The organism is Mesoterricola sp. MK458, assembly GCF_055384935.1.
This window is the reverse complement of the sequence record NZ_AP045075.1, coordinates 3,616,676-3,641,472: the sequence shown is the minus strand read 5'-3', so window position 1 is coordinate 3,641,472 and position 24,797 is coordinate 3,616,676. Positions and strand designations below refer to the sequence as shown.

Annotated in this window: 25 protein-coding genes; 15 read left to right on the top strand and 10 right to left on the bottom strand. The window is 68.9% G+C overall.

The window, feature by feature from the left end; all coding sequences use genetic code 11:
- Positions 1-102: 102 nt before the first annotated feature.
- From panD to ACZ5LB_RS15945, 4 genes are all read right to left on the bottom strand, one after another.
- Positions 103-501, bottom strand: a complete 399-nt coding sequence (gene panD, locus ACZ5LB_RS15960) for an aspartate 1-decarboxylase (RefSeq protein ID WP_464603193.1) — start codon at positions 499-501, stop codon at positions 103-105.
- Positions 502-579: 78 nt separating this feature from the next.
- On the bottom strand, positions 580-1,461 hold the full coding sequence (panC, locus tag ACZ5LB_RS15955) for a pantoate--beta-alanine ligase (protein WP_464603192.1): 882 nt from the start codon (positions 1,459-1,461) through the stop codon (positions 580-582).
- Positions 1,462-1,470: 9 nt separating this feature from the next.
- Positions 1,471-2,337 carry a 3-methyl-2-oxobutanoate hydroxymethyltransferase gene (gene panB / locus ACZ5LB_RS15950; RefSeq protein WP_464603191.1) on the bottom strand — a complete coding sequence of 289 codons (867 nt, stop codon included), beginning with the start codon at positions 2,335-2,337 and terminating at the stop codon, positions 1,471-1,473.
- Entirely contained in the window at positions 2,334-5,750 is a 3,417-nt protein-coding gene (locus tag ACZ5LB_RS15945; protein WP_464603190.1) for an ATP-binding protein, read from the bottom strand. The genes panB and ACZ5LB_RS15945 overlap by 4 nt, the downstream gene beginning before the upstream one ends.
- A gap of 248 nt (positions 5,751-5,998) precedes the next feature.
- On the opposite strand from ACZ5LB_RS15945, the gene ACZ5LB_RS15940 reads away from it, so the two are divergent.
- Genes ACZ5LB_RS15940 through ACZ5LB_RS15875 form a run of 14 tightly spaced genes read left to right on the top strand, consistent with a single transcriptional unit; the run spans position 5,999 to position 15,475 of the window.
- Positions 5,999-7,441 carry a cbb3-type cytochrome c oxidase subunit I gene (locus ACZ5LB_RS15940; RefSeq protein ID WP_464603189.1) on the top strand — a complete coding sequence of 481 codons (1,443 nt, stop codon included), beginning with the start codon at positions 5,999-6,001 and terminating at the stop codon, positions 7,439-7,441.
- 10 nt (positions 7,442-7,451) lie between these two features.
- A complete protein-coding gene (locus ACZ5LB_RS15935; protein ID WP_464603188.1) occupies positions 7,452-8,660 on the top strand; it encodes a cbb3-type cytochrome c oxidase subunit II in 1,209 nt (402 codons plus the stop codon).
- Positions 8,661-8,667: 7 nt separating this feature from the next.
- A complete protein-coding gene (locus tag ACZ5LB_RS15930; RefSeq protein ID WP_464603187.1) occupies positions 8,668-8,832 on the top strand; it encodes a hypothetical protein in 165 nt (54 codons plus the stop codon).
- Positions 8,833-8,842: 10 nt separating this feature from the next.
- Entirely contained in the window at positions 8,843-9,817 is a 975-nt protein-coding gene (locus ACZ5LB_RS15925) for a c-type cytochrome (protein ID WP_464603186.1), read from the top strand.
- 9 nt (positions 9,818-9,826) lie between these two features.
- A complete protein-coding gene (locus ACZ5LB_RS15920) occupies positions 9,827-10,462 on the top strand; it encodes a QcrA and Rieske domain-containing protein (protein ID WP_464603185.1) in 636 nt (211 codons plus the stop codon).
- Positions 10,455-12,029 (top strand): cytochrome b N-terminal domain-containing protein, encoded by a 1,575-nt coding sequence (locus ACZ5LB_RS15915; RefSeq protein ID WP_464603184.1) that lies wholly within the window; start codon positions 10,455-10,457, stop codon positions 12,027-12,029. Before ACZ5LB_RS15920 ends, ACZ5LB_RS15915 begins: the two co-directional genes overlap by 8 nt.
- Before the next feature lies 1 nt (position 12,030).
- The gene (locus ACZ5LB_RS15910; RefSeq protein WP_464603183.1) at positions 12,031-12,321 is read left to right on the top strand and encodes a hypothetical protein; all 291 of its coding nucleotides are present in this window, start codon (positions 12,031-12,033) and stop codon (positions 12,319-12,321) included.
- Positions 12,322-12,325: 4 nt separating this feature from the next.
- Positions 12,326-12,592, top strand: coding sequence for a hypothetical protein (locus ACZ5LB_RS15905; protein WP_464603182.1), 267 nt, complete (start codon positions 12,326-12,328; stop codon positions 12,590-12,592).
- Positions 12,593-12,600: 8 nt separating this feature from the next.
- Positions 12,601-13,833, top strand: a complete 1,233-nt coding sequence (locus tag ACZ5LB_RS15900) for a cytochrome b N-terminal domain-containing protein (protein ID WP_464603181.1) — start codon at positions 12,601-12,603, stop codon at positions 13,831-13,833.
- Entirely contained in the window at positions 13,834-14,238 is a 405-nt protein-coding gene (locus ACZ5LB_RS15895; protein WP_464603180.1) for a hydrogenase iron-sulfur subunit, read from the top strand.
- Between the two features lies 1 nt (position 14,239).
- On the top strand, positions 14,240-14,374 hold the full coding sequence (locus ACZ5LB_RS15890) for a hypothetical protein (protein ID WP_306598458.1): 135 nt from the start codon (positions 14,240-14,242) through the stop codon (positions 14,372-14,374).
- A gap of 10 nt (positions 14,375-14,384) precedes the next feature.
- Positions 14,385-14,558 carry a hypothetical protein gene (locus ACZ5LB_RS15885; protein WP_464603179.1) on the top strand — a complete coding sequence of 58 codons (174 nt, stop codon included), beginning with the start codon at positions 14,385-14,387 and terminating at the stop codon, positions 14,556-14,558.
- A gap of 9 nt (positions 14,559-14,567) precedes the next feature.
- Positions 14,568-14,753 (top strand): cbb3-type cytochrome oxidase assembly protein, encoded by a 186-nt coding sequence (locus ACZ5LB_RS15880; RefSeq protein WP_464603178.1) that lies wholly within the window; start codon positions 14,568-14,570, stop codon positions 14,751-14,753.
- Positions 14,753-15,475 carry an NRDE family protein gene (locus ACZ5LB_RS15875; protein WP_464603177.1) on the top strand — a complete coding sequence of 241 codons (723 nt, stop codon included), beginning with the start codon at positions 14,753-14,755 and terminating at the stop codon, positions 15,473-15,475. The genes ACZ5LB_RS15880 and ACZ5LB_RS15875 overlap by 1 nt, the downstream gene beginning before the upstream one ends.
- Here ACZ5LB_RS15875 and ACZ5LB_RS15870 read toward each other — a convergent pair.
- The 6 genes from ACZ5LB_RS15870 to ACZ5LB_RS15845 all read right to left on the bottom strand — a co-directional run bounded on the left by ACZ5LB_RS15870 (position 15,472) and on the right by ACZ5LB_RS15845 (position 23,651).
- Positions 15,472-17,694, bottom strand: a complete 2,223-nt coding sequence (locus tag ACZ5LB_RS15870) for an IPT/TIG domain-containing protein (RefSeq protein WP_464603176.1) — start codon at positions 17,692-17,694, stop codon at positions 15,472-15,474. The two genes, ACZ5LB_RS15875 and ACZ5LB_RS15870, sit on opposite strands and share 4 nt — an antisense overlap.
- 104 nt (positions 17,695-17,798) lie before the next feature.
- On the bottom strand, positions 17,799-19,511 hold the full coding sequence (locus tag ACZ5LB_RS15865) for a M56 family metallopeptidase (RefSeq protein WP_464603175.1): 1,713 nt from the start codon (positions 19,509-19,511) through the stop codon (positions 17,799-17,801).
- Positions 19,508-19,879, bottom strand: coding sequence for a BlaI/MecI/CopY family transcriptional regulator (locus tag ACZ5LB_RS15860; protein ID WP_464603174.1), 372 nt, complete (start codon positions 19,877-19,879; stop codon positions 19,508-19,510). The genes ACZ5LB_RS15865 and ACZ5LB_RS15860 overlap by 4 nt, the downstream gene beginning before the upstream one ends.
- 117 nt (positions 19,880-19,996) lie before the next feature.
- On the bottom strand, positions 19,997-20,437 hold the full coding sequence (locus ACZ5LB_RS15855) for an IPT/TIG domain-containing protein (RefSeq protein ID WP_464603173.1): 441 nt from the start codon (positions 20,435-20,437) through the stop codon (positions 19,997-19,999).
- Between the two features lie 369 nt (positions 20,438-20,806).
- Complete coding sequence (locus ACZ5LB_RS15850) at positions 20,807-21,415, bottom strand: Maf family protein (RefSeq protein ID WP_464603172.1); 609 nt, start codon at positions 21,413-21,415, stop codon at positions 20,807-20,809.
- 76 nt (positions 21,416-21,491) lie between these two features.
- Positions 21,492-23,651 (bottom strand): glutamine synthetase III family protein, encoded by a 2,160-nt coding sequence (locus tag ACZ5LB_RS15845; RefSeq protein ID WP_464603171.1) that lies wholly within the window; start codon positions 23,649-23,651, stop codon positions 21,492-21,494.
- A 173-nt stretch (positions 23,652-23,824) separates the two neighbouring features.
- Between ACZ5LB_RS15845 and nadA the strand changes: the two genes are divergently transcribed.
- Positions 23,825-24,793, top strand: coding sequence for a quinolinate synthase NadA (nadA, locus tag ACZ5LB_RS15840; protein ID WP_464603170.1), 969 nt, complete (start codon positions 23,825-23,827; stop codon positions 24,791-24,793).
- Positions 24,794-24,797: the final 4 nt, after the last annotated feature.

Below are 24,797 nucleotides of genomic sequence, written 5' to 3'. Positions count from 1 at the left end.
CTGGCCGGGGGCTGACACACTTTTAGCAACTCTGCGGAACAATGGGAAGCCCGATTAGAAAATTCCGGTGGAATCCGGCCAATCGGCCCCCGTCCGGCCGCCTCACGCCTGGGCGGCCAGCTCCGGCCCCGGGGTGCGTTCCCGGTCGGCGAGGCTGGTGATGCGGTTCCTTTCGTCCACGAAGACCACCTTGGGCTTGCGGGCCGCGGCCTCCTCCTCGGTCATCCAGCCGTAGGCGGCCAGGATCACCAGGTCCCCGGCCCGCACGTGGTGGGCGGCGGCGCCGTTGATGCCCACCTCCCCCGAGCCTTCCGTGCCGGGAATGACGTACGTGCTGATGCGGGCGCCGTTGGTGACGTCGTAGATGTCGATCTTCTCGTTCTCAAGGAATCCGGCGGCCCGGATGAGGACGGGATCGATCGTGATGGACCCTATGTAGTCCAGATCGGCCCGGGTGACGACGCAACGATGGATCTTCCCGAGCAGGAAATGCCTTTGCATGGTTTCCTCCGGTCCAGGCCCCGGAAAGGGGTCCCAGCCAACCGTAGAGTTTGGGGCCAAAGGCGGTTTTCGTCCAGCCTAGGCTTCCAGGTGGCTTATGAACTGCGTGGGCTCCCCCGACGGGGTGAGGAGGACGTTGTCGATGAGCCGGGTGTTCCCCACGACCACCGCCGCGCAGAGCGCCGCGGGCCGGAGGATCATGCCCTCGATGGGATCGAGGCCCGAGGGGTCCACCACCGTGCAGTACTGGACCTCGCCGGCGCCTTCCATGCTCTCCCGGGCCAGGGCCGCCAGGGATGCCGCATCCCGCTGGCCCTGGGCGAAGGCGGCGGACGCGGCCAGGAGGCCGCGGCTGATGCCCAGGGCCCGGGCGCGCTCGTCCTCGGTGAGGTAGGCGTTGCGGGAACTCAGGGCGAGGCCGTCGGATTCGCGCACGGTGGGGGCCACGAGGATGTCCACGGGCAGGTTCAGGTCCTTGACCACCCTGCGGATGATGGCGGTCTGCTGCAGGTCCTTCTGGCCGAAGAAGGCCAGGTCGGGCTGCACCATGTTGAAGAGCTTGGCCACCACGGTGGCCACGCCCCGGAAGTGTCCCGGGCGGAACTCGCCGCAGAGGGCGTCGGCGATGGGGCCCACGGAAATCGAGGTGCAGAAGCCCGTGGGATAGACCTCGGCCGCCTCGGGCATGAACAGGATGGCCACACCCAGGCGCAGACAGAGGTTCTGGTCCCGTTCGTGGTCCCTGGGGTACCGCGACAGGTCCTCGCCGGGGCAGAACTGGGTGGGATTGACGAAGACTGAGACCACCGTGGCGTCGCACCGGGCGGTGCTCTGCTTGATGAGGGAGGCGTGCCCCTCGTGGAGGTACCCCATGGTCGGGACGAAGCCGATGCTCTTGTGGCTTTCGCGGAGCGCCTTGAGGGCGACCTTCAGTTCGGAGATGGTTCGGATGATGCGCATGCGTGAAACCTAGCGAGTGGGCTTCCAGGCCCTGACTTGATCCCGTGCGGGTTCTGGAAGCATATAGGACTCTTGGGGTCCTGGGAACCTTCCGGCGCGCACGTCCTCGCCCCACTGGACCATGGCTTCCGTCAACTTCTCGAAACCATTCATGTATGTCCTGACGAATTTGGCCGAAGGCGCCGGCAGGAGGCCGAGAATATCATGGAATACGAGTACCTGCCCTGAGCACCCCGGACCGGCGCCGATGCCGATGGTCGGAATGGACAATTCCTGGGTGATCCGCTCCGCCAGTTCAGCCGGTATCCCCTCCAGGACCACGCTGAAGCACCCGGCGTCCTGGATGCGAAGGGCGTCCTCCAGGAGTTCCACCGCCGCCTTGGCCTCCCGGCCCTGCACCTTGAAGCCGCCCATGGCGTTCAGGCTCTGGGGGGTGAGCCCCAGGTGGCCCATGACGGGGATCTCCGCCTCCACCAGGGCCCGGATGACCGGCACCCGGCGGGCCCCGCCCTCCAGCTTGACGCCCTGGGCTCCGGAACGGATGAATCCGCCGGCGTTGCGCAGGGTGTCCTCCAGGCCCAGGTGGAAGCTCAGGTAGGGCATGTCCACCAGCAGCAGGGCCCGGGGCCGGGACCGGACCACGGCCTCCAGGTGATGGGCCATCATGGCCAGGGTCACGGGCAGGGTGTTCTCGAAGCCCAGGCAGACGTTGCCGACGCTGTCGCCCACCAGCACCACGTCCACGCCCGAGGCGTCGGCGATGCGCGCGGTGACCGCGTCGTAGGCGGTGGTCATGACGATCCGGTCGCCGCCGTCCCGCATGCGCTGCAGGTCGGGGACGGTCACGGATCGGCTGGCGGCGGGGGCGTGGCTCATGGGATCACCCTGGGGGAAGGCACGGGAGGCAGGTTGGCCTGCGTGGGGCTCCAGTCTGCCAGAGGATCCGGTTTCGCAGGCGGGGGCAGGCGCATGCCCGCGGCTTCCACCGCCATGCGGAACCCGTGGATGTCGGGCCGGGCCAGGAAGGATTCCTCGTGGTGGGAGGGCAGGCGGGACCGGAGCTCCTGGAGGCTTGGAAGGGCGTCCTGGATCCGGCTCCTGGCGCCCAGCCGCTCCCCCCGGGCCAGGAGGAGCTCCGAGGCACGGGTCTCCGCTTCGAGCACCTGGGCGTGGAACCGCAGCTCCCGCGCCAGGCCCACCACCTCGCCCCAGGCCAAGAGCGCCTGGGAGACCACCGCCTCCGAGGACCCCGACCGGTTCAGCAGGAGGGCGTGGGCCCGGTGCCACTCCAGTTCCAGCCAGCGCGAGCCGGTGCCCTCCACCGGCCCCTTGAGCCGCTCCAGGTGGACCCAGGCGGACTCCGGGGCCAGGGCGCCGGCCTCCAGGGTATCGGCCTGGATGCAGCGCAGCCGGGCCAGGCTCTCCCTCCAGGCGTACCCGCCTTCCCCGAACCGGTTGGCGGCCTCCAGGAACAGGCGCCGGGCCTCGCGCCAGGCCTCCATGAACGCCGCGATCTCCCCGCCCAGGAACGCGGCCTCCGCCAGTTCCAGCGACGTGACGGCCTCTCGGGGGCCCTCCGAGGCCTTGACCAGGAGAAACTCCGCCTGGACGAAGTCGCCCGCGGCCGCCAGGGTGCGGGCCTTCCACGCCAGGGCCCGGGCTGCCAGGGCCCGTTCGCCCATGGCCTGGTAGCGCCGCAGGGCGCTGTCGAGGTGGGCCAGCGCCGGCGCCAGCTGCTGCTGGCAGCTGCGCAGGATGCCCAGGTCCAGGTGGCAGTCCGCCTTCAGCCCGGCGTCGTCCAGGGCCCGGGCGAGGCCCAGGCCCTCGTTGAAGTACTGCCCGGCGGCCTCCATCTGCCCCAGCCCAAGGTGCGCCTGGCCCAAGGCCTCGGCGGCCTCCGCGAGCCTTCGGCGGTCCCCGTCGTGCTCCAGGAACCGCCGGCCCTCGCCCAGGGAGGACGCGGCCATCTGGAACTGCGCCCGGTGGCCCTGGACCCGGCCCAGTTCCAGCAGCAGGTCCACTTGGTCCCGGTGCCCGTCGCCCGCGCCCTTCTGGGCGAGGAGGGAGAGCCCCTCCTCCAGCGCGCGCAAGGCCTTACCCCCCGCGCCCTGGGCCTGGTGGAGCCGCCCCAGGGCCAGGCGCAGCCGGGGCTGCTCGGCGTGGAAGGGATGGTCCGCCAGGCACGCCGCGGCCATGCGGATGGACTGGTGCGCCTCCCGGAAGCGGCGCAGGCCGATTTCCGCGAAAGCCTTCTTGCGGTGCAGGCGCGCGGCCTGCTCCTCCTCCACGGCGCCCGGCCCGGGCTCCCCCAGGGCCCGGATGGCCTGGTCCAGGGCCTCCCGGGCCAGGTCGAAGGGCGAGCGGTCCCCGGCGGATTCCCACGCCACCCGGTCCCCGGCCCAGGCATCGGCCAGGAATTCCCAGAGACGGGCCCGTTGGCGGGGATCCGGTCCCAGGTCCAGGGCCTCGGCCACCACGTCCCGCGCCTCCAGGGGTCCGGGCAGTTCGCGCTCCACGGCCGCGAGCACCTGGGCCAGGGCCGTGGCCTCCCCCGAGGCGCAGGCCAGGAGCCGTGCGGAAAGCACGGGCCGGCGGCCCTCCTCCTCCAGGGCCCGCAGGAGGGCCCGGGCCAGCCGCGGCCGCTCCTGGGGCGAGGTGCGCCCCAGGATCAGCTCGCGCACCCAGGGGTCCGGGATCCGGTAGCACCCCTCGGCCAGGAGGGCCAGGCGCGCGCCGGTCACGGACTGCAGGGGCGCCTCGGCGGCGTCCGTGTCCAGTCCCAGGGCCCGCGCCAGGGTGGCGTGGGCGAGGGGCGTCCCCGCCAGGGCCAGGGTGCGCGCCGCCGCCAGGGCCGCGGGTTCCAGGCGCTCCAGCCGCCCCACGAGGATGGCCTGCTGGCGGCCTTCCTGCACGTCAGGGGCCGCAACGTCCCCGCCCGGGCAGGTCCAGCGCCCGTCCTGGCGAACCAGGCGACCCTCCAGGATGGCCATCTCCAGGATGCCCTGCAGCAGGCCCGCGTTGCCCAGGGAGGCCCGGCACACCCCGGCCACGAAGGCGTCGGGAAGGGCGTGGGGCCCCAGCAGGTCCTCGAGGATCTCCGGGAGCCGCGCATCCTCCAGGCGGTCCAGGAACACCGTGGCGACATTCTCCTGGTTGCGCATGGACTCCAGGTAGGACTTGAGCCCCTGGCAGGTCCCCATGCCCCGGAAGGCCAGCAGCCATGGCACCTTGGAATGTCCCGCCAGGCTCCGGAGCAGGTCCAGGACCTCGGGCGTCACCAGCTCCAGGCCCCGCACCTGGATGAGCCTGGGATGACGGGCGTGGACGAAGTCCAAGGCCCCCACGGCCGCCTCCACCTCCTCCACGTCCAGCTTGCGTTCGGTCAGGCCCGGCCTGCGGCCTCCGCGCAGGAACGCGAACGTGGCCAGGCGCCGGGCCAGGGCCCTGGCCAGGGCGGGCTCCGCCGCGTAGAGATCGGCCTCCAGGCCGGCGATGGCCTCCTGGAGCAGGCGTCCCAGGAATTCCCCCGCCCTTTCCCCGGGCAGCAGCTCGATGGCGCACACCCAGATGCCCTCCGACTCCGCCGCGGCGGCGGTCCAGTCGCAGAGGCGGTCATGGCCCAGGCCCTCCTCGCCCTGAAGGATGAGCACGCGCTCCATGGGCACGCTGGATCCCAGGCCGAACATCAGCGACTTGGTGTAGGTGAGCTCCTGGGAGCGCCCCCGGATGGGGCATCCCGAGGGTTCCACCAGGTCGGGGGGCTGCTCCCAGATGCGCGGGTTCCCGGCCCTGCGGGCGGGCTCGTCGGGCAGGGCCGCCAGGCCGTCGTGCCCCCAGGGCGCCGTGCCCAGCACCCGGGGCACCAGGATCCGCCCCGGCTTCACGCCGATGACCTCCGGCGCCAGCAGGCGCGGAACCCGGGACCGGCCCATGGCCTCGCGCACGGCGTGGATGAGGCTCTCCCGGCCCGCCCCGTCCTCGTCGGACCAGAGCCGCATGAACGGGACCCCGTCCAGCCCCTGGAGGAACCAGGCGGCCTTGTCGTCGAAGCCCAGGTGGCACACCGGCGGGTCCGCCGGTTCCCCGAAGCTGAACCGCTCCAGGAAATTCACCTTGATGGCGTCCAGTTGCCGGGGCCCCGGCAGGGGCTCCCACACCTGGAGCAGGTTCCGGGGTCCCTCCCCTTCCCGGCGCACGACCCACCAGGTGCAGCCCTGGCCGCCTTCGGGCACGGGCAGCTCCTGGACCGCCTTGTACCAGCGCCCGTCAAGCCTCCAGCCCCGGCTCACCGGAACCTGCCTGGAAAGGGTGGGGCGGCTTGGGTCATGGGCGGATTCTAACCCGGCCCGGGTCCAAACACGATGGCGGCATCGTGTTTAGAACCGCGCCAGACGCGGCGTTGCGGAGCATTTTTCCTTTGACGTCTATGCGAGTGAAACGCAGAATCAAATTCATCGCGTGTCACAAGATTGGTTTCACCGTGGCATGAAGTTCCTATAGTTGTGGTACCAAACCTGGACAATTCGGAGCGTGCTAGATGGCACAGATTCTTGAACTTACCAAAGACTGGGACACGAGGCTGGCCGCCTGGGCGGACGAGGAGCACAGCGCATCACGGCGCTTCCTCATCAGCGCCGCGGTCTGGGTCCTGGTGGGAACCCTGTTCGGCCTCGTCGCGGCGACGGAATACTACTGGCCGGACCTTGTGCACAACTTCCCGCAGCTCCAGTTCGGGCGCCTGCGCCCCACCCACGTGAACGTGGTTGCCTTCGGGTTCATCTCCATGGCCAACGTCGGCGCCATCTTCTACGTCATCCCGGAACTCTGCCGCACCCGCCTCTTCAGCGAGCGCTGGGGCAACGTCCTCATGGTGGCCTGGAACGCCGTCATCGTCGCCGGAATCGTCTGCCTCACCAACGGTATCACCGAGGGCCGCGAATACGCCGAGCTCCCGTGGTTCCTCGACCTCGCCATGATGGCAGCCCTCATCCTCTACATCGTGCTGGTGTGGGGCACCGTCCTCAACCGCAAGGAGAAGCAGCTCTACGTCTCCATCTGGTACATCGCCGGCACCACGCTGTGGTTCCCCGTGGTCTACCTCATCGGCAACCGGGTGTTCTTCTCCGTGCCCGGCATCGGCGACGCCATCGCGAACTGGTTCTACGGGCACAACATCCTGGGCCTCTGGTTCACCACCAACGGCATCGGGCTGCTGTACTACTTCCTGCCCAAGATCACCCGGAACCCGCTCTACTCCCACCTCCTGTCCATCGTGGGATTCAGCACCATCGCCATGTTCTACACCCCCACGGGCACCCACCACCTGCTCCAGAGCCCGGTTCCCGAATGGCTGAAGGCCGTGGCCGTCATCTCCTCGGTGATGCTGCTGGTGCCAGTCATGAGCGTGCTGGTGAACTTCTTCCTGACCATGAAGGGCAAGTGGTCGATGATGGCCACCCACCTTCCCCTGCGCTTTTTCATCACGGCCCTGGGCTTCTACCTCCTCACCTGCTTCACGGGTCCCTTCCAGGCCACCCGGTGGATCAACTGGTACCTGCACTTCACCCACTGGGTCGTGGGGCATGCCCATTTCGCCCTGCTTGGCACCTTCGGGTTCGTGGGCTGGGGGGCCATCTACTATGTGGCGCCCCGGGTTTCGGGCCGGCAGTGGTACTCCAGGCGCCTGGCCAACGCCCACTACTGGCTCTCGCTGGTGGGCACCATCCTCATGATCATCGCGCTCACCGTGGGCGGCCTCATCCAGGCCTCGGCCTGGGAGGAGGGGATCCCCGTCTACCGGACCGTGATCATGGTGGCCCCCTTCATGCTGATGCGGGCCTTCTCGGGCGTGCTCATCGTCCTGGGCCAGGTGCTCTTCCTCTACAACGTGGTCAAGACCCTGGTGTTCGCGGAGGCATCGGTGGAGGGCCCCCTGGAAGAGCCCGCAGGCGCCCTTCCCCAGTCCGCCGTGCGCAGCTAAGAGGGAATCCATGACCAATCAGCGAGCCAACTACCTCTACCCCGCCCTCGGGCTCACCCTCATCATGGCCTCCATCATCTTCGTGGTGGTCCTGGTGCCCCGGTGGACTTTCAAGCCCCCCGAACCCCGGGACCTGCGCGACTACACCGCCCAGGAGCTGCGGGGCCGGGAGATCTACAAGCGCGAGGGCTGCTGGTACTGCCACTCCACCGTGAGCCGTCCCCAGGACTGGGACCACGGCCGGCGCTCCAAGTCCTCCGACTACTACTACGACGGGTACCACCTCCTGGGCTCCGAGCGCACCGGCCCCGACCTGGCCAACATCGGCGGCAAGTTCCCCGACCAGTACCACATGCTCCACCACAAGAACCCCCGCTACGTGAAGCCGGGTTCCATCATGCCCCGCTACGACTACCTCTCCGAACAGGATCTCACCGACCTCACCGCCTTCCTGCAGAGCCTGGGCCCCAACGGCACCCGGGCCCTGGACGTCAAGGACGGCAAGGCGAAGTACGAGGCCACCGGCGAGACGAAGTGGGCCAAGGTCCGCGACTACACCTGGGTCGGCGGCGCCCTGAACGGCGTCACCGAGAAGGTAGCCATGTGGAAGCTGGACGTGGCCCAGCAGCGGGCCCTCGACGAGACCCTCTACCGCGAGCACATGGAGGTGCCCTTCAAGTACACGGCCGAGATCGAGGAGCTGATGTACGGCTCCAGCCACGAGGCCGCCAACGCCAAGGGCGCCCTCCAGAGCCTGGCCACCCCCGCCTTCCCCAACAAGGAGGCCCTGGAGGCCGCCCGCAACCAGGACCCCGAGGTCCGCGCCTGGGTGGAGAACAGCTTCAAGGAGGGCGAGATCACCGACAAGAACCGCCTCCTGGCCAACTACGGCAAGGGCCTGTTCAACAACCAGTGCTCCCCCTGCCACGGCGTGGCCGGCAACGGCAAGGGCCAGGCCGCCTTCACCATGACCAAGCGCCCCGCCAACTTCGACGAGGACAAGTACGCCACCTTCACCACTGACGCCTGGTACTGGCGCATCAGCCGCGGCGTGCCCGGCACCCAGATGCCGCGGTGGGAGTACACCCTGGACGCCAACCAGCGGCTCACCCTCACCGCATTTCTCAAGTACGTCGCCCAGAACAAGGGCCTGGGCAAGCTGCAGGGCAACGAGAGCGACTACGAGAAGGCTCCCGCCCCGGCCGCCCCGGCCAAGTGAGGCTCCCATGACCAACGAACCCGGCAAGGACACCCAGGAAGACGAGGACCTCATGGAGGAGGTGGCTGGCACCAAGGTCGGCCACGGCAAGGCGCCTTTCGCCCTCGTGATCATGTACCTCGTCATCCTCATCTGGGCCGTGCTGGCCTGGATCCGGCCCAGCGGCACCTAGGAGGAAGCCCATGCGAAAATCCCTCCTCCTGCCCCTCCTGCCCCTCCTGTTCCTGGCCTGCGCGGACAAGGGCCTCTCCACCCGCCGCGCCGGCGGGAAGGATGTCGTCCTCTCGGCTTCCGCCGCCCCCGCGGGCCTGGAACCCGGGGGCGAGACCCCCTACCCCCTGGGCCTGCCCTCGGCCCTCAAGGGTCGGGCGACCTACACCGCCAACTGCGCCTCCTGCCACGGCACCCTCCTCACCGCCGCTGAGGCCTCCGAGATCCGCAAGCAGGCCGCCCTGCCCCCCAGCCACGCCGATTTCGGCGCGAAGGTGAAGGAGCTCGCCGCCGAAGGCCGCTGGCCCGTGGTGCCCCCCAAGGTGGGTCCCGACTTCACCGGCCGGGCCTGGCGTTTCCAGCGCACCCCCAGCCAGCTGTACCGGCTCATCGCCTTTGGCCGCGCACCGCGGATGGAAGGGGATCCCTCCAAGGGCTTCTTCGAGCACCCCGGTCCCGGGGGCAAGCCCGGCGAGGGCTGGATGCACGCCATCAAGGATCTGCGGGGCGACCAGATGGTGGCCACCGGGGATCCGGTGCCGGTGTGGAACGCCGTGTACTACGTCTGGAGCCGCTCCATCGCCGCCGCCAGCCCCACCCAGTTCAAGGACGTGTGGGACATCTACGGCCAGAACTGCTCGGTGTGCCACGGGGACACCGCCCAGGGCAACGGCCCCCTGGCCCGCACCCTCAACCCGCCGCCCTTCGACTTCTCCAACCGCAAGGCCCTGGCCCAGAGCACCGACGCCTTCCTCTTCTGGCGCATCTCCGAAGGCGGCCAGTTCAAGACCATCCCAGCCTCCGTGCGCGAATCCATGACGCCCGAGTCGCTCCAGCAGTTCGTCCACCAGTGGTCCGCCATGCCCAGCTGGCGCGGCGTCCTCACCGAGGACCAGCGCTGGATGCTGGTGGACGGCGTCCGCAGCCGCACCTATGAGCACGAATAGGAGATCGCGATGAAGGAGAACCAGCGCCGGATCTTCCTGAAGGCCATAACGAGCATCCCCATCCTCGGGGGCGCCGTGATGGCCGCCAGCGCCCTGATCCGGTACTTCAAGCCCACCACCGTCGGCGGCGTCAAGGGTCTGGTGGCCCCGCCCGACGAGGCCGGCAGCAGCATCCAGGTCGTGGCCGCCTTGAGCGAACTCACGCAGCCCTGGGACTTCAAGGAGTTCATCTACATCCGGAAGTCCGTGGAGTATTCCAGCCGGAAGATCCAGGGCGCCAAGATCCCCGGCTTCGTGGTGCGGGTGCCCGACGAATTCACCGACCCCAAGGACCCCAAGTCGAAGTTCGTCGTCGTGCAGCGCATCTGCCCCCACCTGGGCTGCACCTTCAACTTCGTGAAGAGCCCGGAGGAGCTGGCCGGAGGCTACAACTACAAGCCCCCCGCACCCACCCACCCCTACTTCGCATGCCCCTGCCACCTCTCGGTTTACGACCCCACCCGCAAGACCGAGGTGAACCTCCAGGGGCTCCTGCCCGGCAAGGTGGTATCAGGCCCGGCCCCCCGGCCACCCCGCACCATGTCCTTCGACATCAAGGACGGGCAGATCCTCATCACCGGCACGGAAGGAGGCGGCGTTGGTTAAGGCCATTCCCTATCTCATCCGGGGCCTCATCCAAGCCCCCGGCACCTTCCTGAAGTGGTTCCAGGAACGGTGGGCGAAAATGGAGCTCTTCGACGAAGGGCGCACCCAGCAGGCCCGCACCAATCCCTGGTACACCCTCGGAGGCATGTGGTACTGGGTATGGATGCTGGTGATCCTCAGCGGCGTAGTGCTGATGATCTACTACGTGCCGGTCACCGACCAGGCCTACCACTCCATCGAGCGCATCCAGCACAACTGGCGGTGGGGGCCCGTGCCCATCGGATCCCTGGTGCGCGGCCTCCACAAGTACGGCGCCGACGCCTTCATCATCCTGGCCACCCTGCGGGTCTACCGCATGTGGTTCACGGGGGAATACAAGCAGGGCAACGAATTCACCTTCATCATCGCCCTGCTGCTCCTGATCATCGGCATGTATTCGGGCCTCACGGGCTACCTGCTCATCTGGAACCAGCGGGCCCTGTGGGCCACCAAGGTCATGGCCACCTTCCCCACCTACCTGGACCAGAACCCCGGCTGGCTGCCGGGGGGCGATTTCATCAACTGGACCAACCAGGGCAAGACCACCGCCCAGATCCTCCTGGGGGGAACCAGCATCGGCCCGGCCACGGTCACCCGGTTCTACGCCTTCCACTTCATGCTCAGCTTCATCCCCATGATCTTCTTCGAGCTGCGGGTGTACCGCCGGGGCTTCAAGCGCATGAACATCAGCCACTGGGCCAAGCTGGCGGTGTTCGGGGTGATCCTGGCCATCGCCATCATGATCCCGGCGGCCCAGGGCAGCCCCGCCAACCCCGAGGTGACCCCCAACCCCATCCTTTCGGACTGGTACTTCCTCGCGATGTATCACTTCCTGAAGCTCCAGGATCCCTACCTGGCCACCGTGCTCACCGTGGCCATCCCCTTCCTGGTCCTGGGCTCCATGTTCCTGGACCGGCGGCCCGAGCGGGAATGGGGCAAGCGCCAGATCTTCAACTGGATCGGCATCGGCGGCCTCATCTACTTCATCGTCTTCAGCTTCCTCATCCTCAACGGCATCGCCGACCTGCACCGGGACGCACCGCTCTGGTACTTCTCCATGGGCGGGTTCCTCCTGGCGGGCTACATCCAGGACTGGGCCTACGTCATGCGCCGAGACCAGAAGCGGTGGTGGGAGACCTTCCACATCTTCTTCGTGGCCTTCATCCTCGTTTCCATGTCCGCCAACACCCTCTACCACTACTTCGGCGACATCCGCGAATGGAACGTGCTGGGCCAGGCGGAGATGCCCAAGGTCCTGGCCCGTCTCCAGCAGGCCAATCCCCTGGCCACGCCGGACATGGCCTTCGAGTGGCTGGAGAAGAACCGCCCGGGCCTGAACCTCTGGTTCACCAGCAAGAAGGGCCCCGGAAAGCCGCCCGGCATGGAGCTTTGGCTGGTGCACGTGGTGGCCTGGCTCGGAATCATCGTTTCCGGCATCGTCATTGGCCTGGGCCGTTGGGGGCGCCGGAAGGAAGCCGAGGAACAGGCAGCCCTTGCCAAGGCCAAGCCCAGGGCCGCGGGAGCCTGACATGTATGCCCTCCGGCAGATCCAGGCGTGCAAGTGGACCGGGGCGGTCCTGGCGGTGGGGGTGCTCAGCGTCACCTTCGGCCGCTGGAACGCCTTCAAGGCCGCCCCCACCCCGGGCACCTACGCCGGCATCCTGGCGGCCCTCACGGGCTTCCTGCTCCTCATGACCTCCCTGGCCGTGGTGGTCTACGCGGAAGAGAAGGCCCGGGGCCGCATCACCCGGCCCCGCCCCCTCTTCGACCGTATCGCCGACCGCCTTTTCCTGAAACGCGACGAACATGACCAAGGTTGAGCCCATGCGCAAGCGACCCATCTTCGGTGTGATCTTCCTGCTGACCGGCCTCGGCATCTTCGGGTACTTCATGCTGCACAGCATGCTCACCGAGGTGGGCCCGCCCCCGGGCGTGCCGGTGCCCGCGCAGCTGCGCATGGAGACCACCAACAAGGAACCCTTCCACGAATTCGATGTGGTCAAGTGGCTGGGCTGGGCCTTCGTGGTCGGGGCGCTGGCCGAAGTGGGCGCCGCCTACCTGCGCAAGCAGAGCACCACCCTGGACCAGTAGGGGACGACATGTACCGGAAATTCCTGCGCCTCACCAAGAGCCTCACCGTCAGCTTCGAGAAGCTGGTCAACTTCCTCACCACCCAGGAGCACAACCCCCTGTACTTCCACGGGGCGCTCCCCCTCTACACGTTCTGGTTCCTCATCTTCTCGGGGATCCTGCTGTGGATGTACTACATCCCAACCCTCGACCGGGCCTGGTCCAGCGTCAACTACATCTCCGCCCTGCCCACCCCTGGCGACCCCATCAACCTGGCCGCGGGCATCCCCTACGGCGCGGTGGTGCGGGGCATCCACCGCTGGGGCGCGGCGGCCATGATGATCGTCACCCTCCTGCACATGTTCCGCGTCTACTTCACGGACCGGCACCGCGCCTGGCGCTGGCTGCCCTGGGTCACCGGCGTTGGCCTGCTGGTCTTCGTGCTCTTCGTGGGGCTGTCCGGCTACCTTCTGGTGTGGGACGCCCGCGCCTACTACATCGTCGTGGCCACCCAGCACCTCTTCGACGGCGTGCCCGTCATCGGCGCGGCCCTGTCGAGCTTCCTGGTGGGCGGCGAGGGCATCACCGACTACACCCTCACCCGCTTCCTGTTCTTCCACGTGGGCGGGGCCGTGTTCATCTTCTTCCTGGTGTGGATGCACTTCATCCGCCTCAAGGAGCCCGTGGTCACCCCCAGCCGGGCCACCAACTTCCTGCTGCTGGGCTTCATCCTCCTGGCCGCGGGCACCCTGCCGGCCATCAACATCACCCATGAGCTCCTGGCCAAGTACGGCCACGACCCGCGCATCGCCGCCCAGGCCGCCTACATCGCCAGCGACGCCCCGGCCCAGATCGGCACCCTGGTGGAGACCATCCGCTACGACGCGTGGTACATGTTCCCCTACTGGCTCGTCCAGAACGTGGGCACCACCTGGACCTGGCTGATCCTGGGCGGATCCACGGTCCTGCTGTGCGTGGCACCCTTCTATCCCAAGGACCGCCGCGCCAACATCGCCGAGGTCATCGAAGCCAAGTGCACGGGCTGCACCTTCTGCAGCCTGGACTGCCCCTTCGAGGCCATCACCATGGTGGACCGGGCCCCCGGCAGCAAGTTCAAGCAGATCGCCGTGGTGCAGGCGGCCCGGTGCAGCGAATGCGGCATCTGCGTGGGGGCCTGCCCCTTCCAGGCCATCGAACTGCCCGAACTGAACTCCAAGACCCTGGAGGCCGACCTCCTGGCCCTCGTCAAGAAGGGAGCCTGAATGTCCGAACCCAAGCGCACCATCATCGGTTTCGTGTGCGAGCGCAGCCTTCCCGTCGAGCGCATGCTCGACGAGCACAAGGCGCTCCTGGACGACCCGGAGACCAAATTCGTCATCGTGCCCTGCTCCGGGATGGTCAAGCCCACCCTCATGGAGGCCGCCCTGGCCAACGGCGCCGACGCCACCTTCGTGTGCGGCTGCGCCATCGGCGACTGCCACTACCGCACCGGCAACCTCATGATCCGCGAACGCCTCGAAGGCAAGCGCAACCCCAAGCTCCGCAAGACCACCGACCGCAAGAAGGTGGGCATGTTCTTCGTGACCATGAAGGATCGCGTGGCCTTCCTGGAAGCCCTGGCGGCCTTCAAGGCCGGCCTGGACGTCAAACCCGTGCTGGAGGACTAGGATGGCCACCCCCGCCAAGAAGGCCGAGCCCCAGGCCAAGGACTACGTGGTGATGCTCCGCTACCTGCTCTTCTACCTGTTCTTCTTCGGACTGCTCTACCTCGTCGCCCTGTTCGGCGAAGTGGCCGAGAAGTGAGGAGCCGCCCATGACCGAACCCCTCGAAACCCCCCGTCCCGAAGGCGAGGAACCTCCCGTCTCCCTCCGGAAGATCCTCCAGGAGAACCCCTTCCTGGTGAAGATGCTCGTCTTCTTCTTCCTGATGCTCTTCGTGCCCCTGGTGCTGGCCTGGAAGTTCGACCTGTTCCTCGTGGCGAATTAAGGAAATCCCATGGAACATCCCAACTGGACTCTCATCATCGTCTTCACCGCCGTGGGCCTCGCCTTCGCCGCGGGCTTCGTCCTCTTCGCCCTGTGGGCCATCCGCGACGGCCAGTTCAAGGACGTCGAGGGCGTGAAGTTCCGCATGCTCGAGGACTTCAACCCCAAGAAGGGCAGGCGCGAGGCCAAGGACTGATGTGCCTGGTCCTCGTCGCGTGGCAGGCCCACCCCCGCTTTCCCCTGGTGGTGGCCGCCAACCGTGACGAGTTCCATGCCCGTCCCAGCGCCGCCGCGGCCCCCTGGCCCGAGGACCCCCGGGTGACGGCCGGGCGGGACCTCGAAGCGGGAGGCACCTGGCTGGGCATCAGGCAGGACGGCCGGTTCGCCGCCGTCACCAACGTCCGTGAACCGGGCGTGCCCAAGGGCAGCCTCTCCCGGGGCCACCTCACCCGCGACTTCCTCCTGGGCGACCGTTCCCCCGGCGAATTCGCCGCCACCATCGACGGCTCGCTCCATTCAGGCTTCAACCTGCTGGTGGCCGACGGCGAAAGCCTCTGGTACCGGTCCAACCGCGACGGCGCCGCCCGCCGCCTGGAGGCCGGCGTGTACGGCGTGTCCAACCACCTCCTGGACACCCCCTGGCCCAAGCTGGCCACCGCCCGGAAGCGCTTCGCCCTGGCCCTGGCCGCCCTTCCCGCCCTGGAGCCCTGCTTCGGAATCCTGGCGGACCGGGAGGTCGTCCCCGACGAACGCCTCCCCGCCACCGGCGTCCCCCTGGCGTGGGAGCGCCTGCTCTCGGCGATCTTCGTGCAGTCCGAGGCCTACGGCACGCGCGCCTCCACCGTGCTGGCCCGGAACGTGGCCGGCGCCTTCCTCTTCGAGGAGCGCCGCTTCGGCCCCGGGGGCGAACGGATCTAGGAACTCTCCCCACCCAGGGGCGTGGTGACGGTGCAGGCCCAGGGCCCACCCACCGAGGCGGGGACGGTCACACGGATGAGGTTGTCGCCCAGCACCTTGAAGATGGTCGCGGGTACCGTTCCCAGCCGCACCCCCTTGGTGCCCGTGAAGCCCGACCCCGTGACGAGGAGATCCCTGTAACCGGAGTAGGCCGGACCCGGGTAGACAGCGGTGACCAGGGGCCTCATCAGGGCTGTGAGCTTCTGGGCGGCCGGATTGCCGGGCATAGCGGCGGCTGCCCTGAACAGCTGCCGCATGGAATGCGTTGTCGCCGCGCGGGCATTCATTCCCGCCTGGTCGGCGTCGTTCAGGAGCAGGTGGAGGGCCGCCGCCGCCCGGTCCCCCAGCCGGACCAGGGTCCAGAAGGCCGCGGTGGTGGCGGGGTCCAGTCCCTCCAGATTCATGACCGCAGCCGGTGAGGACAGGACGTGGAGGCCGTCGTCATGCACGTGCACGGGGCCCGGAAAGGAATCGTCCGGTCCGTGGCCCTGGAAGTGGAAGGCCGGCGGGGCATCGAAAAGGCCCACCTCCACCGTTCGGTTCTGGTTGTAGGCGCCGGGAACGGCCACCGTGTCCGGGGCGTCCGGATCGGTCCAGTAATGGGGCCGGAACAGGTAGCCGGCATTGTCCAGGTAGGGCATGTCCTGGCTCACGCAAAGGACGTCGACCCGGTCCTCGGCCAACCCCAGGGCATGGACCCTGTCCCGGAGCGTTCGCGGCACCGCCTCCATGAAGGCCTGGGGCAGTTTCAGGGCGAGCGTACAGAAAGCCCCGGTGTGCCTACCCGGTCGGACGTTGTCCAGGAACGGGTCGTAGTTATGGAAAAGGGGCGCCTTGGGGAAATGCAGGATCCCATACTGCCGGGTCCTCATCCCCACAGGGTAATCCAGGAGGTCAAAGCCCGGATTCCCAGGATCCATGAACGGCATGGCCCCCGGCTGGACCCGCCTCGGAGCCAGGGGGGTGTCCAGGAAGGCCACCCGCTCCACGGGCGGGACGGTCACCGTGAACGCCGGAAGCGCGGGCGAAGCACCTTCGGGAACCGCCCGGAACCTCAACGCGCCGCTGGTCATGCCCGGGGGGATGGGGAAGTGGAGCGTCGTCCCGTCCACGAGCATCTGGTCCGGAATCGCCACGCCGTCCTTCATCACGGGGCCGGCATGGTCCAGGTTCATTCCCTTCACGGTCACCACCGTCCCCGGAGGACCCTCCAACGGACCCATGGCATCCACCCGGATCACCAGCGACACCAGGAACGGCGCGCTTTGCGCAAGGCCGGTCCCGGTCTCCACTTCGATGGGAGCGAAGGTCGCCGGGGCCACCGGCGGAATCCGCAGCAGGATGCGGTCCGGCCCAGCCACGGTATAGGTGCCCGGGGGCAACAGGACGCCGGCGAACCTGACGGCCCTGACCGAGATGAAGTCGGTCCCGGTCACGACGATGTCGGCACCCACCGGACCCGTGAGCCGGTTGAGCCCGGTGATGGTGGGAGCGGCTGCCGGAACCGGGGCCGGGGTTGGCGCCGGAGTCGGGGTCGGGGTTGGCGTCGGCGTCGGCGTCGGGGTCGGGGTCGGCGTCGGCGTTGGCGTCGGGGTCGGGGTCGGCGTCGGGGTCGGCGTCGGCGTCGGCGTCGGGGTCAGCGTCGGCGTCGGGGTCAGCGTCGGCGTCGGGGTCAGCGTCGGCGTCGGGGTCGGGGTCGGGGTCGGCGTCGGATTCGGGGTTGGCGCCGGGGTGGGCGCTGGCTTCGGCGGCGGTGTCGGCACCGGTGCCGGCGCTGGCGGCGTGGTTTCCACCGTGAAGGCCGGGCCCTGGCTGGCGGCACCCTGCGCGTCCCTGGCGGACACGGTGACGGCGCCGCTGACGCCGGCGGGCACCACGACGACCAGCCCCGTGACGGTCTGTTCCCGGACCTCCGCGTCCACATCGCCGAACGTCACTTTGGCCCCCAGTAGGTTCCGGCCCGAAATCCTCACCAGGTCGCCGGGCTTTCCCCTGTCGGGAGTGATGGCGTCCAGCACCGGCACCCTCTGCGCGGGGGTGGCCTCGGACGCGGGAGCGCTGCCCCCCTTGCCCGGGCCGCCACCGCAGGCAAGCAGGAGGGTCAGCCCCGCCGCGGCGGGAACCAGGTTCTGGACTTTTTTAAAAATTCTAATATTGCTGTACATACGAGCGAAACCCACTCCCACTCGAAGGTGGAGCCTCCGGAGTGGAAGTTCCCACAGGGGATCGCGTTAGGACTTCAGGGTCCACCCATTCGGGAGGAATGCCATGCCATAGCAGGAGACTAGGAACGGGCTTCCATGCGGAAGGCGAAGGTCTTCCACGCCGCGTCCAGGGGGATGCTGACCTCACCCATCGCGCCCCCCGCGGTGTCCGAGCAGCGCACCCGGACCGTGGTGCCGCCGCGCAGGTCCATGATCACCTTGGGGTGGGACTCGGTCCAGGCGTCCCGGGGATCCCCGCCGCCTACCGTCACCGTGCCGTACGGCTTTCCGTCGGGATTCTCCGGCAGGAATTCCAGCTTCAGGCCACCCCGGTGGCTCACCCGGGTCCACACGGTCCAGGTGGAACCGGTGCGGCGCAGGGTTCCGTCCACCCACCCCTGCCCCAGGGGCGCCGCGGGCTGCACGGCGCGGGCCCGCAGGAGGTCCAGCACGAGGCCGCGGTAGGTTTCGGCCTCGGGCCCGGGGCGACCCGCTTCCAGGGCCGCCTCGCCGCAGTTGTAGGCGGCGACGGCCCGGGCCGTGTCCCCCTGGTACCGGTCCAGGAGGAACCTGAGGTAGCGGGCGCCGGCGGCGGCCACCTCCCCGGGGTCCGCCAGGTCCCGGGCGCCGAACCGCGTGGCGGTGGCGGGCATCACCTGCAGGACGCCCATGGCCCCCAGGGGACTCCTGGCCTTGGGATTGAGGCCGCTCTCGGCCCAGGCCATGGACCGCAGCAGTTGGGGATCCAGGGCCTCCCGGACGGCCAGGGCATCCAGGGCGGCGATGGCCGCCGGATCGGCGCTGATGGGAGGCGCCGGGGGGGCGCCCGCCCTCAAGGCCAGGGCGGCGAAGGGGGCGAGGAGGAGCAGGGCGGGCCCCGGGGACCACGAGGTGGAAGCCGGGAGTGGGTTCAGGAGACGCCGGATGCGTTCGTGCAAGGTTCCTCCGCGGGCCGCGAGGGCCATGGGGGTGAGGTGGGGCTGGACGTCGTCCAGCGCGTCGAGGGCCAGGGCCAGGCGCCGCGGATCGCCGATGGCCCGGGCCGCCAGGTCGTCGCAGAGGTGCTCCCGCACGGTCCGGACCCGGCGGGAGAGCCACCACACCACGGGGTGGTGGAAGCAGAGCACCTCCACGACGCCCTGGAAGAGATTGACGAGGTAGTCCAGGCGCGCCACGTGGGCCAGCTCATGGGCCAGGAGCGCCTCCAGGTAGGCTTCGGGCAGGGCCGTGAACAGGGCCGCCGGCACCAGCACCACCGGCCGCCAAAGGCCCACCGCCACCGGCGTTGCCAGCCGGGCCGAAGCCAGGAGCAGCACCCGGCCCCGCACGCCCAGAGCCCGCGCGAGGCCCGCGAAGCGCCCCTGCCAGGCCTCGGGCGCCCGCAGCGCCCCGCGCCGCCAGGCCACGGTCGTGAGCCAGCCCCCCGCCAGACGCGCGGCCATCACGGCCACACCCAAGCTCCAGGCGGCCGCGAGCCAGCCCAGGCGCCCGGCCACCCAGGCCAGGCGTCCCCCGGATGCCGCTCCGGGAGGTGTGGCCTGGACCGGCTCCAGGATCTGCCCGGCCCCCGCGGGCCCCGGCAGGGCGGCCGCGGCCTCCGCGAGCCCCTGGGCGAAACCCAGGGCCGGCAGGAACAGGCACAGCGCCAGGGCGGCCAGGGCGATGCCGTACTGGGCCCTGGGCCGTTCCGGCCCCGCCGCCCGCAGGAGGACCGCCGCGACGGCCCCCACCGCGGCGAGCTGCCACAGCGAATGGATCAGGGCCCACCCCAGGGCCGTGGCCGCCCCGCTCACTTCGACGTCCCCAGCAGCTGACGGATGCGGGCCTTCTCCTCGGGGGACACCGAACCCGCCTTCAGGGCCGCCTGCACCAGGGCCAGGGCCGATCCCCCGAAGAGCCGGTCCCGCAGATCCGCCACGAGCCCCTGCTCCATGGACTCCCGGGGGTGGGCCGCGCGGTAAACGTGGGAGCGGGCCGACTCGTCCCGGGCCACCAGCCCCTTCTCCAGCATCACCTGCAGCATGCGCAGGGCCCCGGTGTAGGTGTATTCCTGGCCGCGGGCCAGGGCGGCCTGGACGTCCTTCACGGGGACCGGGCCCAAGTCCCAGAGGATCTTCAGGATCTTGAGCTCGGCTTCGGTGGGGCGCGGGGGGTGGGACATGGGGGCCTCGACTACTCAAATTGGTCTACTCAATTTGGTGTAGTTCTGGGGCCGCGTCAAGGCACTCCTCCCACTTTTCTTCCCTTTCCTGCGAGCCTGGGGCCTGAACCCGCAGCTTCAGTGCTTCACGGTGAAGGCCAGCCCCTGGTGGGTCGCACCCGTGGCATTCCTGGCGGTGATGGCCACAGCGCCGCTGACGCCATCGGGCACCAGGACGTCCAGCTTCGTGCGGCTCCGGCGGATCACCGCCGTGGCTTCCACGTTGCCGAAGAATACCCGGGCGTCTCCCAGGTTCCGCCCCGAGAGCTTCACCACCGCCCCCTGCCTCTCCGTTTCCGGGTTCACGGAATGCAGCACGGGCAGATGCTCCACCGGATTCCCCTCCACCAGGAAGTCGAGCCCGTTGCTCGCGCTCCCCCGCCCATCGGTGACGGTCAGGCGAACGTGGCCATAGACCCCGGCGGGGACCAGGATCCCGACCGTCCCCGTTCCATCGACGGCTTTGAATGACCGCATTTTGGCCTTGGCGGTCCCGAACAGGTATTCGTGGGTGACCATCGGGTTCCGCACCGCTACCGTCACCAGGTCACCGGCTTTCCCCCTTTCCGGGGCGACGGAGACCAGTTCGGGGGCGGGATCCGGGGAAAGGCGGCCGGGAGGGGCAGGCAAACTCCGGGTCCCAGCCGCTGGCCTATCCCCAGTGGGTCCGCCTCCGCCACAGGCGAGCAGCAGGGTCAGCCCTCCGAAGGCCGACAGCCGCCATGGGGCCAGCTGGCGGAAAACACGTTCGAAATTCATAAAATAATTATTAACTCCTCGCTCTAGATCTGCCGAGCATTCGTGAGAAGTTCCCTGGATCCTGCATAACGCCGATTGATGGGATGAACAGGGATCTGCTCAACCTGGAGCAGCCCCTTCATTAGGGTTTCAGGGCATCCCAACCCAGAGTCCCAGCAGGCCCAGCCGGCGCGCCAGCTCCGAGAAGCGCTCCACGGGGAAGCCCATCACGGTGGCGAAGCTGCCTTCGATGCGCTCGATGAACAGGGCCGCGATCCCCTGGGCGGCATAGCCCCCGGCCTTGTCCATGGGTTCGCCGGAGGCGGCGTACCATTCGGCCTGCTTCTTCTGCAGGGGGCGCAGGTACACGTTGGCGGTGTCCACCAGGGTGTAGACCTCGCTGTTGCGGCGCAGGCAGAGGCCCGTGTGCACCTGGTGGCTCCGGCCCTGGATGAGCATGAGCATGCGCACGGCGTCGGCTTCGGAGTCGGGCTTGCCCAGGATGTGGTGGTCCACGGCGACCGTGGTGTCGGCGGCGATGATCCAGCGGTCCGGGTTCACGATGCCCACGATCTCGGCCTTGGCCTGGGCCAGGCGGATCACCATGGACTCGGGGTCCTCGCCCGGGCGGGGCGTCTCGTCCACTTCGGGGGCCCACACCTCGTAGGGGATGTGCAGCGCCTCCATCCAGTGCCGGCGCCGGGGGGAGACCGAGGCCAGGATGGGGGGCGGAACGTGCAGGGTGATGTCGTCGGGCATGGCGGACCTTCCGGCCTGGAGAGGCCTGTCTTCGAGTCTCCCATCAACCGGCCCTGTTTTTGACCGGAAATGCGCCTCAGATGAGGGGCGCCAGCAGGTCGCGGTACACGGGGATGGGCCATCGCGCCGCGCTGCAATCCTTCTCCAGCTGGTCCAGGACGTCCCGCAGCAGCTCCTGGGCGTGGCGCACGCTGCCTCCGTAGGCCTCCGTGCGGGCGTGGAGCGATTCCAGGGCCTCGGCGGCCACCATGGCCGCCTTGAGGGCCACCAGGCGCTCCTGGGCCACCCCGGCGAGGCGGGTCTGGGTCTCCAGGGCGGCCTTGAGCGCGGCGGGCACGGGGATGCCCGCCTGGGCCAGCTTGCCCAGGGCGTCGGCCCGCGCCCCCAGGTCCTCGACGATGGCGGGCAGGAGCATGGTTTCCGCCATCTCCCGGAGCACCTGGGCCTCGATGGAAAGGGCCTTCTGGTACTGCTCGTGGCGGATGTGGAGCCGGGCTTCGCATTCCCCGGCGGTGAGGATGCCGCTGCGGCTGAAGACCTCCTGGCTCCGGGGCTCCTCCCAGATGCGCAGGGCCGCGGCGGTGTCCCGGGCGTGGGGCAGGCCCCGGCGCTCGGCCTCGGCCATCCACTCCGCGGAATAGCCGTTGCCCTCGAAGCGGATCGCCCGGGTCTCGACGATGGCTTCCCGGATGACGGCCATGGCGGCCGCGCGGGTTCCCTTGCCGGCGGCCATCTCCTCGTCCATCCGGGCGTTCATGGCGTCCAGGGCCTCGGCCACGGTGGCGTTGATGACCGTGAGCGGGAAGGCGATCGCCTGGGAGGACCCCACGGCGCGGAACTCGAACTTGTTGCCCGTGAAGGCGAAGGGGCTGGTCCGGTTGCGGTCCGTGGCGTCCTTCTCCAGGGCGGGCAGGCTCCCGAGCCTCAGGTCCAGGAGCTGCTTCTCGCTGGCGTCGGCCACGTCCCCCCGCTCGATGGCCTCGAGGATGTGGTTGAGCTGGGAACCCAGGTAGGCGCTCATGATGGCCGGGGGGGCCTCGTTGGCGCCCAGGCGGTGGTCGTTGCCCGCGAAGGCGATGGAGGCCCGCAGGAGGCCGCCGTGGCGGTGGATGGCCTTGAGGGTGGCGCCCAGGAAGTACAGGAACTGCAGGTTCTCCTCGGGGGTCTTGCCGGGGTCCAGCAGGTTGTGGCCCTCGTCCGTGGCCAGGCTCCAGTTCACGTGCTTGCCCGAACCGTTGACGCCGGCGAAGGGCTTCTCATGCAGCAGCACCGCCAGGTTGTGCCGCTCGCCCACGCGTTTCATGATTTCCATGAGGAGCTGGTTGTGGTCCGAGGCCAGGTTGGCGGGCTCGTAGATGGGGGCCAGCTCGAACTGGTTGGGGGCCACCTCGTTGTGCCGGGTCTTGGCGGGGATTCCCAGCTTGAAGCACTCCAGTTCCACGTCCTGCATGAAGCCCAGCACGCGCTCCTTGATGCTGCCGAAGTAGTGGTCCTCCAGCTCCTGGCCCTTGGGGGGCCGGGCGCCCTGCAGGGTGCGGTTGGCGAAGATGAGGTCGGGCCGCTTCCGGGCCAGGTCCAGGTCCACGAGGAAGTACTCCTGTTCGGGCCCGCACTGGGGAACGACCTGGGTGGCCCGGCTCTCGAAGTGGCCCAGGGCGTGCAACGCGGCCTCGCTCACGGCCTCCATGGAGCGCAGCAGGGGCAGCTTGTTGTCCAGGGCCTCGCCGTGGTACCCCACGAAGGCGGTGGGGATGCAGAGGGTGGTGCCCAGGGGGCTCTCGATGAGGAAGGCGGGGCTGGTGGCGTCCCACACCGTGTAGCCCCGGGCCTCGAAGGTGGCCCGCAGGCCCCCGGAGGGGAAGGAGCTGGCGTCGGGCTCGCCCTGGATGAGCTGGCTGCCGCTGAACTTCTCGATGACCACCCCCGCCTCGTCCCAGGCGATGAAGGCGTCGTGCTTCTCGGCGGTGGCGCCGGTCATGGGCAGGAACCAGTGGGTGAAGTGGGTGGCGCCGTGCTCCACGGCCCACTCCTTCATGGCCTGCGCCACGCCGTGGGCCGTTTCCGGGGACAGGGGCTCCCCGCGCTTGAGGCTGTGACGGAAGGCCTTGAAGACCTCCCGGGGAAGCCGCTCGCGCATGGTGCGCTCGTTGAAGGTGTTGCAGCCGAAGAACCGGCTCACCTTCATTTCGTCGAGGCTGTGGATGTCGGAACCTTTGATGGGCTGGCCGTTGGACATGATCCCTCCTCGAATCGAAAATGGCGTTCCGCCGGGGGCGTTTTCGCGGGTGTGACTCTCGTCACAGCATAGGGAGTCCCCCCCCTGCCCTCAAGCGGTACGTGCAAATCCAACTATCTAATATGATTAGTGGTTGTAAAAAATTTTTTACCCCAGTGCGGTAGAATCACCCCATGAGCGCGCCGGCCCCCTACGTCCCCGACCTGGAAACCATCGACCCTTCCCTGGACCTCACGGCGGAGATCGCCCGGCTCCGGAAGGAGCGCAACGCCGTCCTGCTGGCCCACTACTACCAGGAGCCCGAGATCCAGGACCTGGCCGATTTCGTGGGCGACAGCCTCCAGCTGGCCCAGGCCGCGGCCCGCACCGAGGCTTCGGTCATCGCCTTCTGCGGCGTGCACTTCATGGCCGAGACCGCCAAGATCCTCAACCCCGGCAAGCGCGTGGTCATCCCCGACCTGGACGCCGGATGCAGCCTCGCGGACCGGTGCCCCGCCGACGCCTTCGGGGCGTGGCTGAAGGACTACCCCGACCACGTGGTGGTGAGCTACATCAACTGCTCGGCCGGCGTGAAGGCCCTCTCCGACATCATCTGCACCAGTTCCAACGCCGTGCGGGTGGTGGAGAGCATCCCCCGGGACCGCAAGATCGTCTTCGCCCCGGACCGCCACCTGGGGCGGTGGGTCATGCGCCAGACGGGGCGGGACATGGTCCTGTGGCCCGGCTTCTGCATCGTCCACGAGCAGTTCACCGCCACCCGCCTGGCCCAGCTCAAGGCCCGCCACCCCGCGGCCAAGGTCATCGTCCACCCCGAGTGCGACGCCACCGTGAGCCGCATGGCCGACTTCGTGGGCTCCACCGCCGCCCTCCTGAAGTTCGTGGAGAAGGACCCCGGAACGCAGTTCATCGTGGGCACCGAGGCGGGCATCCTCCACCAGATGAAGCGGCTCCGGCCCGCGGCGGAGCTGATCCCCATCCCCGCCGACAGCGGCTGCAACTGCGCCCTGTGCCCGTACATGAAGCTCAACAGCCTCGAGAAGCTCTACCTCTGCCTGCGGGACCTCAAGCCCGAGATCGTCCTGGAGGAGGACCTGCGCAAGCGCGCCCTTGGGCCCGTGGAGCGGATGCTCGCCCTCGGTTAGGGCG